We start from the raw sequence: 12,757 nt of genomic DNA on the forward strand, positions 1-12,757 counted from the left end.
GCAGCACGTGAACGAACACCTCTCCTCCCAATCCGCCGCAGCACCACACGGTTCGGGAATCGCCCAGTTCGCCTTCGAGATGGGTGTACTCAAGGGCGTACGGCGTGCGGGTTGGTGGCACGCAGGCATCCGCGATCCTGAGTCCGTGGCCGAGCACAGCTTGCGAGTCGCTCAGCTTGCTGCACTTATCGCGGCGGAGGAAGGCGGCGACCCAGCCCGCGCGGCGCTCCTAGCGATCTGGCACGACTCGCAGGAGACCCGCACAGGCGACCTGCCTCACACAGCGCGGCCGTACCTGACCGGTCCTGAGCCACAGGTCATCACAGCAGACCAAACAGCGACGCTGCCGGACCGCGCTGGGAAGACGGTGCGGGAGGCGGTGGCGGAATACGAGTCGCGTAGCACGACGGAAGCAGTCTGCGCGCACGATGCCGACAAACTCGAATGTCTCCTGCAGGCCGTCGAGTACAGGACCGCTGGGAACGGCGCCGTTCAGGGCTGGATCGACTCCTCGCGCCGCGCGTTGGTCACGGAGACCGCCAGACGCATCGCCGATGCTGCGTTGGAGATTTCGCCGCTCAGCTGGCGGGACCGGTAGGCGCATCCCTTTCTGCTGATACTGGACCAGTCTTGGCGTAGGCGTACCTCTGGCGTATTCTCCGCTGCCGGCGGTCGCGCTTCGAGTGGGTTTGGAGTCCATCTCCCGCACGGTGAGGAGACCACGTCTCGTTAGCCGCCTGTGTTGGGTTCGGAAGGCAGTACGACATCGTCGCGGCTACGATGAGCCCGCGCGGTAAATCGCCAGTTGCTCAGGTGATCCAATCTGGAGGATCTCGTGCTGCCTGCTAGTACCCCCGAGGGCCTAGTGGATGATCTTGCCGAGATCGTGCAAGTGGTCATGTCTGAGGTTCGCCCCAGACTCATCGATAGTGCCTTTTCTGGTGTGCATCACGAGAGTGAGAACCGGCGGCACGGCGACAACTTTCTGTCGCGACACGATCTCTGGATGCACGACCGGTATCGAGATTTGCTCGCGTCTCGTATTCGGTCGTTCGTATACGCTTCTGAGGAAGCCGAGCCCCAGGTAGTCGGCGGCGAGGTTGAGCCGGACCTATGCATCCTGGTGGATCCGCTCGATACGAGCGAACTCGCCGTTCGAGCGCTGAACGGATATACGCACGTGATGGCCTACTCACGCACGCGCGCGCGTCCAATCGCGGCAGTGGTTGGCGACATCTACCACCATGTGCGGCTTTACGTAGCGTCCCAGGATGAAGACGGGCAGGACCGAGCCTACGCGGTGACTGCGGATGGTGTTCGACGACGGCTAGTGACTCATCGGCCCAAAAGGCTGTCAGAGTCGATCGTCACGAACTTTCTGATGAGGCCCGCCGAACGCTTCATGTCTCTCAGCCGCAAGTCCGAGTTGATGAAGGCCCTGAGTGCCCCTGCCCCCGACGGCAAGCACCGTGCGCGTATCGGCTTGGACTTCGGCTCTGTGAGCCTCTGCCACGTCGCCGCTGGCTTCACCGACGCGACGATCGAGTTTGCTAAGGGCTTCGCGATTTGGGACCTGGCGCCGGGTCACTACATTCTGACCGCCGCCGGCGGGATTATCGTCGACCTCGATGGAGAACAGATTCCGCTTGATTACGGACTCCACTCACAGAAAGACATCGCCGCCGCAATGGAACGACGCCAGAAGTTCGTCGCCGCTGGAAGTGTTCAGTTGGCTGAGGAGCTCGTTCGCACGCTGAAAGACTGAGCCCACGACCGGACAAGACTCTGATAGTGCGGCCCTCGGCTCTGCGAGCGACCATGGTGGCGCACGCGCCGGAGGTGGACTCACCTGGGCCCTCAGCCCGCAGGACTTCGGACCGGGTTGACCCACAGCGCGACCGCACAAGAACGCAGGCCCTGATGCCGGTTCAGCCAGGAGCCTCGTGCGGCATGCCGGATTGAGTATTAAAGCGTCCACTGCGTTCGCGGACGCTGTCGCGCAGGCTACCGATCACAGCCAGCAGCTCCGACCGGCGGGAGGTCTGCATCATCCAGCTCGACAGATAGGTCTGCGCGGGCACCGTGCCGTATTGCGCCCCGCTCCGAAGATCCACCCGTGCGCGCAGGTACCGGTCGAAGCGCTCCAGCTTTTCGAGATTGTCGACGCAGAACAGGTGCCCGCCGTGGCATTCGGCTTGCAGCCACAGCGGGTAACCGAAGATCAGCTCGGTTGCCGGTCCGGCACATCGGGCTTGGCGGGTCACGCGTACGTCGGCGTAATCGCATTCTGTGCACCAGGCACGCCAGGTTCGGCCGTCCGCTGGGGGCGCGTTCGGATCGCGGCGCACCGAGGCCAGCCCGTCGCAGCGAGGGCAACGGACAAGAACCTCGTCGTCACGCTCGAACCAAGGCACCCCGGTGCTGCCCCGCACCCGCACGTGCCGATCACGGCCATGATGCTCGCGCAGGTACCGCTGCCACTGCCGCAGGCTCGGCCGGCCGGGGAACGCACCGTCCAGCACCAGTAGCAGATAACCGGCACGCTCCCGGATGCCCGGGTCTTCGCTCTCAGCGAGCGCGAGCAGCTGCTCGTACAATGGTTGCCGGGACAGCACTTGAGCAAGACGGGCATACCACTCATCTCCGACTCGCTGCGGTCGGGCCACGACCTGCAGCACCAGATCGGACAGTTCGGCCAGGTGGCGTTGGTCCAGCCGCTGAACCTGGTGGGCCAGATCTCGCAGGATGCTGGTCTTCGCGCTCCAATACTTGGCGTGCCAAGTCCACTCGCCCACAAATCGCTGTTCCCACTGCAGGTATAGCAGCATGTAGGGCGTACCCGGCCAGACACCCAGATCAGGTGGAGGCGGTGACGCCCACAGCGCCTCCGGCAGCAGGTGGGACATGGCAGTCCGCAGTTCGTCGGTGCGTGCTCGAGCTTCGGGCCGGCCCCACGCCCCGTTGTACCTGGCCAGCGCGTCCGAGTAGGCAACCCTAGCCTCGTCGAGGATGCGGTGGGCTGCTTCTCGACGAGCCGGATCATAGCTGATCAGATCCCATGCCCAGCCCAGCCGTTCGGTCCAGCCATCGCTCACCCCACTAGTGGATCAAGCGCTACCCGCGAAGGCAACCCGATACTCAACGTCAACCGGCGACCGCCCGACAGACCGGAGCTTTGTCGAGAGTGCTCCGACGCGCCCAATACTGCGGCTCCGCCAGCTGCCTCGGGGCATTTCAGGCAGGCGTCATGCGGCTGGATGGAGGGTCGCGGTCGAGCACCCAGACCAGATCGCCTCTCACGCGTCCGCGTGGAACTGTGGGACGCGACCGCGCTTGGCGCCCAGTCAGAGCGCCCCTTGGGAACACCCGTGCGATCATTTTGCCATCCGGTCATCGTCTCGCTGGAGATCCAGGTGGCAGGCGTTTACCCTCGCGACGTGGAATCATTCGTGACGGTTTCTGAGCGACGTGCGCGGCGTCCGTCGGCTCAAGCCGGAGCTCGGGATCGTCGCTTACAAGCAGGAAGATCAGCCAGCGCCCGAATTGGGCGAACGCAGTCCAGCCGGGTCGTCGCGCCGACTCGGTGGTTGGTGTAGCGGCGGTCGAAATGGTCGAGGCCCAGGACGCGCCGGGATGATCTGTGTCCAGCAGGCAGCTGACCGTCCCCCCGTGCTTAGCCCTGACGGCGAGAACCTCCTCCTCAAGACGACCACCACTAGGCCGGCCAAAGTCGGCCTACCCTTCACCCGATAGTCGCTTAACAAACGCAGCGCACCCCCTGCGCAGAGCGCACGGACGGGTCGTCCTCATCGGCCGCGAAGCCCTGCGTTGCCTGCTTGCCCGCCGTGGCGTTTCGTTCCCGCGACGCTGTCGGCGCGACCGTCGCCATGGGTCGCTGTGGGATTCATCTGTCCAATGCAGCCGACGAAGACTCCGGGTTAGTCCTCCGAGCTGGACTTGCTTGGACGTGCCAACATTCGCCCGGCCGCCTCGATCCCGGCGAGCGCCGCCCCGTACGCGGCCACCTCACGCTGGAGATGCTCAACCTTGCTGTTCCAGAAGACGAGTTCCGGGTGCAGCTTCTTCCGGTCCTGGTAGGACACCATGTCGACTTCGGGGGTGATGCCCTGGCGGAGACACAAGTCGTCGAAGTGGGCTTTCGCGGCGTCATAGTTCTGACTCATCTGGAGTAGACCTCTCTCGGCCACGATGAGTTTGTCCCGCAGATATTCCACATAGTCGCGGGTGATCGACGTATCGGTAGAAGTCATGCCACCCTCTACCCCGCCTGATCCGCTGCCATTCACCGAACCAGCCTCATGGATCCAACCATGAACCGCACCGGGTCTGCTAAGCGGGACTGTGGGGGACTGTGGATCTAACGGCTCCTCTCTTGTCAACCGGCAGCGAGCAGAGAGGTCTCCGTGTCGCGGATCATGGTTCGGTAGACGACGTCGGCCAGGCGTCGTTTCAGGCATCTAAGTGTCGTGTAAGGGCCCAGGACATGTTTGACGGATCGTTCTCAGGACATGGTTGACGGTCTCTGGACCTACTTGACGGGCGGCCGTCGGGGTGATCGTGGCTCGGTTGCCTTGAAGCGGAACACCTTGCGTTGTTCCTGGCGCGGGAACAGGGCAATCTCCTCGCCGTCGTGCACGACGCGCAGGTGGGTGTCCTCGACGAAGACGGTGACGAGCTGGCCTGCGTAGGTTCGGCCGACTCGCAGGCGTTGGCGGGTAACCATTACCACTCCGTCGGGTGGTATCCGCCGTTGGACGCTGAGCGTGCCCAGCGCAGCGGGCGGCAGCGGTCCGCTCGCTGTCCGCGCTCCGCGCAGCTGGCTGAGCCGCTCGATGGCGATCGGCAGGGCGAGGGTCTTGACCAGCATGCCGTCGTGGATGACGTGCGCGAGGTGCCCGTCCAGGCGCAGGGTGAGCCGATGCTCGGCGAGGTCGACGCCCAGCTTGAGACGTTTCCCTGCCAGGATGACGACGCCGTCGAAGTTCGCTTTGCGCTCGAGCTCGATGGTGGTGCCTGCAGGCAGCTGCCCGGCGCGGGCCTTCTTGGCCGGCGACGGCAGTGCTGGCGACGGCCCGGCCAGCCGGGCTCCGCGCATGCGCAGAGTGTCCAGGTCGGCGCTGGTCAGGTTGGATGCGACCGTCTTGACCAGACGCCCGTCGATACTGATGTGGATGGAGAACTCGTCGGCCCACACGTGCGCGGCCAGTCCGGCGAGCTGGGCGCCCATACGTACCCGTTGAACGGCGGGGATCACGGCGAGCTGTCCGCTGGGGGCGATGACCGTGTCGAACTCTACCGCCGGCGCGGAGGCGTACTGGATCGTCGTCGGCGGATCGTCCATCCTCGCCGTGGCGACGGGAGCGGGCTCGCCCTCGCCGGTTGCGGTCGGCGGGGAGGGAAGGTTCGGCCGGAACAGGCTGGCGGGCACGGCCATATCGATGCCCTGGTGCGGCCGGTTGTGGTTGTAGGCGTGCACCCATGCGGTGATCGCGGCCTGCGCGGCGGGCAGGTCCGCGAAGGGGCCAGCCACGTCCAGCAGCTCCCTGCGCAGGGTCTGATGAAACCTTTCGATCTTGCCGGTGGTGGTCGGTGACCGCGGTTTGGTCAGCCGGGCGGTGATGCCATGTCCGCGACAGACCCGCTCGAACAGCACCTCGGCCGGGCGTGGCTTGGTGAACCGACCGGTGAACTGCTTGCCATTGTCTGTAAGCACCTCCAACGGCACCCCGTAGCTGCGCATCGCCGCAGTGAACGCGTCGGTGACCGCCCGACCCGACGGTATGGACAGCACCCGGGCCAGCACCACGAACCGGGAGTGATCGTCGATGCCGGTCAGCAGCTTGCACTCGCGGCCGTCAGCCAGAAACACCCCACCGACCAGGTCCATCTGCCACAGCTGCATCGGCGCCTCACGCTGCCACCGCCGGTACTTGCGCTTGTGGCGCTGCTCCTGCGCCTGGACCAGGCCGTTGCGCACTAGGACCCGATGCACGGTGACCCGCGACGGAGCGCCCCGTACCCCTGCCATGGCGAGCTCGTAGGCGATCCGACGGGCACCCCAACGCGGATGCTCCCGACGCAACTGACACACCGCCGCCTCGACCTCGGCATCCAGGCGAGTCGGGGAAGTACGAGGACGCCGCGACCGCTCCTTGAGCGCCTCGATCCCTCCGGCCTCGTACTTCGCCTTCCACAGGTACACCGACTGCCGCGTTACGCCGTATCGGATCGCGACCTCGCTGACCGGCGAGCCGTCCAACACCTCCAACACGGCTCGGTACCGCTGCTCGACCAGCCACGCGCGGCCACCATCATTGGCTACACCGGCACCGCCGTCCATACATGGCAGGCTATCGATCACTGTCTAACAAGTCCAGAGACCGTCAACGATGTCATGTGTACAGACGGCCAAATAACTCCTGAGACCTCACACAGGCCAATTACCTGAACGCGAACCGCGCTGCGTGGGGAATTACGTGAGCGCTGACAATCTAAGGGCTTCCTTGTGGCTCTTCCCGGCAGCTCGCTTGCCTTCGTAGTACGTCTTGCCGGCAGTTTCTCGCCGAATCTGGGTGATCGCGATGAGGTGCAGGGCGTAGTTGAGTTGCCGGTCGCCGGCCCGCGATAGGCGGTGTCGAACAACATCGCCCGGGGAGACTTCGATGGGGGCGACCCCCGCGTAAGAGGCGAACGCGTCGGCGGACCGAAATCGGCTCATCGATCCGGCCCGGGCAAGTAGCTTCGCGGCCACGACCGGTCCGACACGATACACATTGGTCAGTGTCGAGCCTGATGCTTCTACGGCTGTGCCGAGTTCCTCAGTCACGGCCTCGATCCGCCGATCGAGGCGGCGCAGGTCGGCCACAAGCTCGACGGCCAACCGCCGCAGTGTCCGACCGAGCGTCGCGCGTGGTCGAATGCTGCGCAAGGCGCGGGTAGCGCCGTCAGCTGTCAGCCCGCGACGGTGTCCGGCCGGGATGAGCTGGGTCAGCACGGCGTGCAGCCGGTTGGTCGTCTGCGTACGCGTGCGTACGAGGTCGTCGCGATGTTCGATGAGCGCCCGCAGAGCGGCGATGGCCTCGTCGATCTCAGCAGTGGTGAGCCGGTGCGCGGTCAACGCCGCTACGGCGACAGACAACGCGTCGGCCTCGTCGGACTTGCGGCCGTGGCCGGTGGACAGCATCCGCACCTTGCGCGCGAGCTTCGCTGGCACGTCGAGAACCTCGACCCCGTCGGCGCGCAGCCGCTCAGTCAGTGGGGCGCCCAGTCCGCGGGCTCCCTCGATCGCCCAACGTGCTTGCGGAAAGCGATGGGCGAAGCGACGCAGCCGCCGATAACCATCCCGGCTGACGTCCACTCGAATCGCCGCGAGCGGCTGGTGGCGTCCATCGACCGCCACGGCGGTCCAGGATGCCTTGTGGGGATCGACCCCGATCATCACTTCATCGTCGGATGCTGCTGTGACAGTTGGGGCGATAGATGACATGAGCCGGATCCCTTCCAGACGGCCATTGCGGATATCTGGTGGGAGGGCAGACCAACTTACAGCTCGGCAGACCTCTCTCGAGCCACTCCCGCCGGCGGTTGTGGCCGGGACGCAAGCCGTTAGAAAGCCAGCCCGCAGGCGGCAGGTGTTTCCCGAGCGACCCCGGCCACAACCTCGCAGATCATGGCTGCAGACCCGATCTCCGTCCACCCATTCAACAAGTTGGAGACCTCTCTGCTCGCTGCCGGTTGACAAGAGAGGAGCCGTTAACGAGATAGTCCCACTCTTTGCCGCCACCGGCGGCGACCTGCGCGAGGTGTTCTGTACCTCCAGCCGCCTCGCGGCCTACGCCGGGCTGGCGCCGGTACCCCACGACTGCGGACGCGTGCGTGGCAACCTGCACCGACCCAGGCGCTACCACCGCGGCCTGCGCCGTGTCTTCTACACGGCGGCATTGTCGGCCATCCGCCCCGACGGACCGTCGCGCAGCTACTACCAGCGCAAACGAGCCGAGGGAAAGATCCACACCCAGGCGTTGATCGCCCTGGCCCGACGGCTGGTTGACGTCATCTGGGCCTCGCAGCGCGACGGCCGCGACTTCCACTACCCACCATCCGTCAGCAGGGCCTTAGCTTGCTGTCATTGGGACTCCCCATCGGGACGCCTGGCCGTCGCCGTTGACCTGCTAATTCACCCCGGACCATCATGATCAAATATGGGTCGCAAGATGGCGACCGGTGGGTCGGGCACCTACCTCCCCCTGCTCCCCTGCGCGTCACCGACGACTCCGGACGCTGCCGACGGCGATTCTGGGCGCGACGTCCGCTCATGTCGTTGTGCGGAGTTGGGCAATAGCAAGTGATCGATGGCCCCCGTCTGAGCTGTCTGGCGGTGAGGGGTTGGCCGGCTCGCCTGCCCACGCTGGGTGCGGGCGGGGGGCAGAAGGTTTCCGGTGTCATCCGGTGAGGCCGGCGTCGTGGGCGAGTAGGGCGACCTGGGTACGGTTGTTGAGATCGAGTTTGGTAAGTATGCGGGAAATGTGGGCTTTCACGGTGGCCACGCTCATGAACAGCTCGCCCGCGATCTCGGCGTTGGACTTGCCCCGCCCGACGGCGATGGCCACCTCGCGTTCGCGTTCGCTGAGCTGATGCAGCGCGGTGGTGGCGTGCTGTTGTCGGGCGGCGGCGCCGGTGTTGCTGAGGTGGGCGATGAGCCGTCGGGTGACGGTCGGCGACAGGATGGGTTCGCCGGCTGCAACCCGCGCGATGGCGCGCAGGATCTCGGCGGGTGGCGTGTGTTTGAGCAGGAAGCCGCTGGCCCCGGCGCGCAGGGCGCGCAGGACGTACTCGTCAGCGTCGAAGGTGGTCAGGACGATGACCTCGGGTGGGTCGGGTCGGGCGCGGAGTCGTTCGGTGGCGGCGAGGCCGTCGAGGGTGGCCATGCGGATGTCCATCAGCACCACGTCCGGGGCGTATGCGTCGACGGCGGCGGCTACTTCGCTTCCGTCGCCGGCCTCGCCCACCACGGCGATGTCCGGCGAGCCGCCGATGACCATGGTGAGGCCGGCCCGCACGAGCGGGTCGTCGTCGACGATGAGGACCCGCACCGGTGCGTTCACGTTGGGCTCCTTGTCCGTGCTCACCTGGGCCGGAGGCCGGTTCCGACCGCGATCAGAGGGTAGGCCACGGTAGCCAGGCCCTGAGCCGGAAGTCACCGGCGGGGGTGAGGCCGTGTTCGAGGCGTCCGCCAGCGAGGGCGGCCCGCTCGGTGAGCCCGATGAGGCCGATGCCGGCGCCGGGGATGCCGGCAGGGCTGTTCGCGGCCGGGTACGGGTTGCGGATCTCGACGGTTACGCCGTCGCCCGGGGTTGCCCGGACGGTGACGGCCACCTCGCGGTCGGGGGCGTGCTTGCGGGCGTTGGTCAGCCCTTCCTGCACGATCCGGTACGCGCTGCGTCCCACACCAGCCGGTACGGTGGAGAGCGCGTCGGTCTGCCAGTCGAGCCGTACCCGCATCCCGGCGCGCCGCGATTGGTCGACGAGGTCAGGGAGGTCGGCCAGGGTGGGCTGCGGCCGTTCCGGCGTCTGGTCGGACCGGTCGACATTGGTGCGGAGGACGCCGATCACCTCCCGAAGGTCCTCCAGCGCCTGGTAGGCGCTGTCGCGGACCACCCCGGCGGCACGGGCGACCTCCTCGGGCGCGGCGTCGGGGCGTAGCTCCAGCGCCCCGGCGTGCAGGCTCAGCAGGGACAGGCGGTGGGCGAGCACGTCGTGCATCTCCCGGGCGATACGGTTGCGTTCGCCCTGGCGGGCTTCGGCGACGCGCAGTTCCTGTTCGGCCTCGATGCGCCCAGCCCGCTCCCGCAGCGATTGGCGTCTGGCCCGTATAAACATCCCCCAGGCGAGTACCGCGGCCGCGAAGACGACGCCCAGCACGATCTCCGACGGGGACCCGACTGGGACGTCGGGCCGAACCAGCAGCGTCAGGAACGGGACGAGCGCGTACCCAGCCACGATCGGGGCGACCACCGCGAAGCGCCGGTGCACCGCGACGGTGAACAGCGCGATGATCGCCGCGCCCGCCGCTGAGGTCGCGTAGACGCCGACCACACCGGCGACCACGGCGAGGCCGACTGGCCAGCGCCGGCGCAGCCACACCCCCAGACTGCACAGACCGCCGAGGACGAGGTCGACAGTGAGCGGGACCGGCGCGATGTGCTGCGTGAGGCCGTCGCCCAGGACGAGCACCGTGAGGCCGACGGCCAGCAGGAAACACGCGGCGTCGACCACCCGGCCGCGGATCGTGCGCCCGGCTGGGCGTACCGGATCGTGGTCAGCATCGCTGCTCACGCCCGCCGGTAGCGGGCTCCGATCCTGCGGGGGCGCCGGGACCACCATGATCAAAGGGTACGGCCGGGTCGGGCCCCACGGCATCCGACCAAAGTCGATCCCGCGGTGTAGACCTTCGGCCCACCACCATCGACCTTGGCTCGTAGCGGTGTATCCGGCCGCTCCAGCAATCTGTTCCACGTCAACGGAACGGACAGCCAAAGAAGACTCCGAAACCAATTCCGACCATTCCTGCGCCAACGAATGACGTGGTGTTGCACCGATCATCCGACCGCAACGAAGGAGTGAGAGATGAGATCACCGCATAACCCCGCCACCGCGCTGGAATCCCTGCACGTGCCCGTGAGCGCAGCAGCGGCAACGATGGGCCCTACCCCGACCCGAGCGCTCCGAGAGCGGGTCGTGGGCGCGACGGCGATCGCGTTGGCAGCGTCGGTGGCGATCCAGAACGCGGTGGTGGTCTGGGCCGGAGCGCCAGACTACGGAGACCCGATCAAGGAGGTGCTCACCTTCCACGCGGAGCACCGGGTCGCGGTCGCGATCGCGGTCGGCCTGGAGGCGCTGAACCTGCCGCTGCTGCTCGGGTTCCTGACCGGTCTCCATACGCTCGTCGAGCGCCGCGGGCGTGCGGGCGCAGACTGGTCGCGCCTCGCGGTAGCCGCAGGCGCGACCGTCTCGGCAGTCTTTGCGCTCTACGCCGTCCTGTGGAACGGTGTCGTGCTGTCCGCCGGCGAGCTCGCCGAGCCGAGCCCGGAGTTCGAGCTCGCCTGGCGATTGCATGCAGCAGCCTTCGCGTTGGCGCTGCCGGCGCTCGGCACGACATTCATCGGCGCTGCGCTGGCGGCGCATGCGAGCGAGCTGACGCCGCCGTGGCAGCGTCTGCTCGCAGTGGCCGGGGGAGGCCTGCTGCTCGCCGCCGGGGCGGCCAACCTCGCGATCGCGGACGGTTCAGGGCTCCTTTTCGTGGGGATGCCCGGCTACGCCGCCTGGCTCGTGTGGCTGCTTGCGACCGGCGTACGGCTGGTGCGCGCTCGAACAGCTGACCGTCCTGACGACGCATCGACCTCCGATGAGGAGGGATGATGGGAACCGGCACCGAGGGCAGCTGTGGTCGCCGCAACGCTTGGGGCGTTCGCTGCCCGCGGCGCCGGGGGTGCGATTGCGGATGCCGCGCTCCGAGTTCGAGGCGAGCGGCAGTGGGCGGTCTCGGTAGTAGCGGCGGGCGCGCGCCCGCCTTGAGGCCGCCGCACGGTCCGCGGCGGGATAGCTGATGGCGGGCGGGGACGTCACGTCGGCCGCGGTCCGGCTGGCCCACGCCCAGCTCGATGTCCGGCGTGATCAAGCCTTGGCAGGCGGCCAGCTGCAGCGTTACCGACCCGGATCACCCCGGTCGCCGATCACCGCGACCGGCTCCGACCGATCCTCGACCGCAGTCCGGCTTTGGCCGCGGTCGCCGGGCACGTGCGCGAGTTCGCCAAGATGATGAAGAACCTGACCGGCCAGCACCTGCCGCAGTGGATCACCAGTGTGCTCGCCGACGACCTACCGCCGCTGCACTCGTTCGCCGGCGGGCTGCAGCGCGATCTGGCCGCGGTCACCGCGGGCTTGACGCTGCCGTGGAGCGCCGGCCGGGTCGAAGGACACGTCAACCGAATCAAAATGATCAAGAGACAGATGTACGGTCGCGCCAGCTTCGACCTGCCACGCAAGCGAGTGCTGCTCGCGAACTGACACACCCCGGGGTGACCAGAGCCACCCGGTGGCATCGATAGGCTGACCAGCATGGCGCGCAAACACCACCACGAGCCGCAACCCGGAGACGACGGCTTCGTCCCGATGACCCACGCCGAACGGCGCGCGCACGCCGACGCGCTCACCCGCGCCCACGAAGGCCACCAATGCGCCGAACGCGCCGACGCCCTATGCCAGGCGGCCGAGTATTACGCCATCGTCGGTGACCACGACCTGGCCGACCACACGTTTCGCGAAGCGCTCGACATCGAAGACGCCGAACCTGGCAGCGTTCAGGCGTACTACGCGTCCTTCCTGCTCGACCGGCAACGTCACCCCGAAGCCTTCGCCATGATCGCCGAGGCCCGCAAGCTGCACCCCGAAGACCCCGACCTGTTCAGCGTCATCGGCGAAGCCCTCGCCGAGCATGGCTACCAGCAGCAAGCCGCTCGCTGGTTCACCGCCGGCCTCGTCGAACAGCTCGGACACCTCACCGACCTCAACGTCGAAGATCTCCGCCACGACTTCGACCTCGAAATCCTCGCCCGAGGACGCTACCGGGCACGCCAAGCCCTCGACCTACCCATAGATCACATCGACACCATGGTCCAGGAACTTCGCGAAACCGAAGTGACACCCGCCAGCACTCACTGACCGAGCCCGATCGCCA

The 12,757-nt window shown here is 67.0% G+C and carries 11 protein-coding genes and 1 pseudogene; 6 read left to right on the plus strand and 6 right to left on the minus strand.

The features are described 5' to 3' along the window. The first annotated feature begins 7 nt into the window (after window positions 1-7). Together AB0M47_RS04925 and AB0M47_RS04930 are read left to right on the plus strand one after the other, a co-directional pair. Window positions 8-598, plus strand: coding sequence for an HD domain-containing protein (locus AB0M47_RS04925; protein WP_363408500.1), 591 nt, complete (start codon window positions 8-10; stop codon window positions 596-598). Between the two features lie 267 nt (window positions 599-865). Then, window positions 866-1,765 (plus strand): inositol monophosphatase family protein, encoded by a 900-nt coding sequence (locus AB0M47_RS04930; protein ID WP_363408503.1) that lies wholly within the window; start codon window positions 866-868, stop codon window positions 1,763-1,765. Window positions 1,766-1,928: 163 nt separating this feature from the next. On the opposite strand, the gene AB0M47_RS04935 is transcribed toward AB0M47_RS04930, so the two are convergent. The 4 genes from AB0M47_RS04935 to AB0M47_RS04950 form a co-directional block, all read right to left on the minus strand. Beyond that, window positions 1,929-3,095 carry a hypothetical protein gene (locus AB0M47_RS04935; protein ID WP_363408506.1) on the minus strand — a complete coding sequence of 389 codons (1,167 nt, stop codon included), beginning with the start codon at window positions 3,093-3,095 and terminating at the stop codon, window positions 1,929-1,931. An 843-nt stretch (window positions 3,096-3,938) separates the two neighbouring features. Next, window positions 3,939-4,271, minus strand: coding sequence for a hypothetical protein (locus AB0M47_RS04940; protein WP_363408509.1), 333 nt, complete (start codon window positions 4,269-4,271; stop codon window positions 3,939-3,941). Between the two features lie 278 nt (window positions 4,272-4,549). After that, complete coding sequence (locus tag AB0M47_RS04945; RefSeq protein WP_363408512.1) at window positions 4,550-6,361, minus strand: IS481 family transposase; 1,812 nt, start codon at window positions 6,359-6,361, stop codon at window positions 4,550-4,552. A 132-nt stretch (window positions 6,362-6,493) separates the two neighbouring features. Beyond that, complete coding sequence (locus AB0M47_RS04950) at window positions 6,494-7,459, minus strand: IS110 family transposase (RefSeq protein ID WP_363408515.1); 966 nt, start codon at window positions 7,457-7,459, stop codon at window positions 6,494-6,496. Window positions 7,460-7,796: 337 nt separating this feature from the next. Here AB0M47_RS04950 and AB0M47_RS04955 point away from each other — a divergent pair. Beyond that, window positions 7,797-8,108: pseudogene (locus AB0M47_RS04955) on the plus strand (transposase); the annotation flags it as partial. 354 nt (window positions 8,109-8,462) lie between these two features. Here AB0M47_RS04955 and AB0M47_RS04960 read toward each other — a convergent pair. Continuing rightward, window positions 8,463-9,221, minus strand: coding sequence for a response regulator transcription factor (locus AB0M47_RS04960; RefSeq protein WP_363408518.1), 759 nt, complete (start codon window positions 9,219-9,221; stop codon window positions 8,463-8,465). Continuing rightward, window positions 9,178-10,404: a histidine kinase gene (locus AB0M47_RS04965; protein WP_363408521.1), complete on the minus strand. Its 1,227-nt coding sequence runs from the start codon at window positions 10,402-10,404 to the stop codon at window positions 9,178-9,180. Before AB0M47_RS04965 ends, AB0M47_RS04960 begins: the two co-directional genes overlap by 44 nt. Window positions 10,405-10,758: 354 nt before the next feature. Here AB0M47_RS04965 and AB0M47_RS04970 point away from each other — a divergent pair, with 354 nt between their 5' ends. The 3 genes from AB0M47_RS04970 to AB0M47_RS04980 all read left to right on the plus strand — a co-directional run bounded on the left by AB0M47_RS04970 (window position 10,759) and on the right by AB0M47_RS04980 (window position 12,741). Continuing rightward, entirely contained in the window at window positions 10,759-11,439 is a 681-nt protein-coding gene (locus tag AB0M47_RS04970) for a hypothetical protein (protein WP_363408524.1), read from the plus strand. A gap of 297 nt (window positions 11,440-11,736) precedes the next feature. Next, entirely contained in the window at window positions 11,737-12,087 is a 351-nt protein-coding gene (locus AB0M47_RS04975) for a transposase (RefSeq protein ID WP_363408657.1), read from the plus strand. 51 nt (window positions 12,088-12,138) lie between these two features. Further along, window positions 12,139-12,741, plus strand: a complete 603-nt coding sequence (locus tag AB0M47_RS04980; protein WP_363408527.1) for a tetratricopeptide repeat protein — start codon at window positions 12,139-12,141, stop codon at window positions 12,739-12,741. The last annotated feature ends 16 nt before the right edge of the window (window positions 12,742-12,757 follow it).

This window comes from Hamadaea sp. NPDC051192 (assembly GCF_040682475.1).
GTDB classification, from domain to species: Bacteria; Actinomycetota; Actinomycetes; order Mycobacteriales; family Micromonosporaceae; genus Hamadaea; species Hamadaea flava.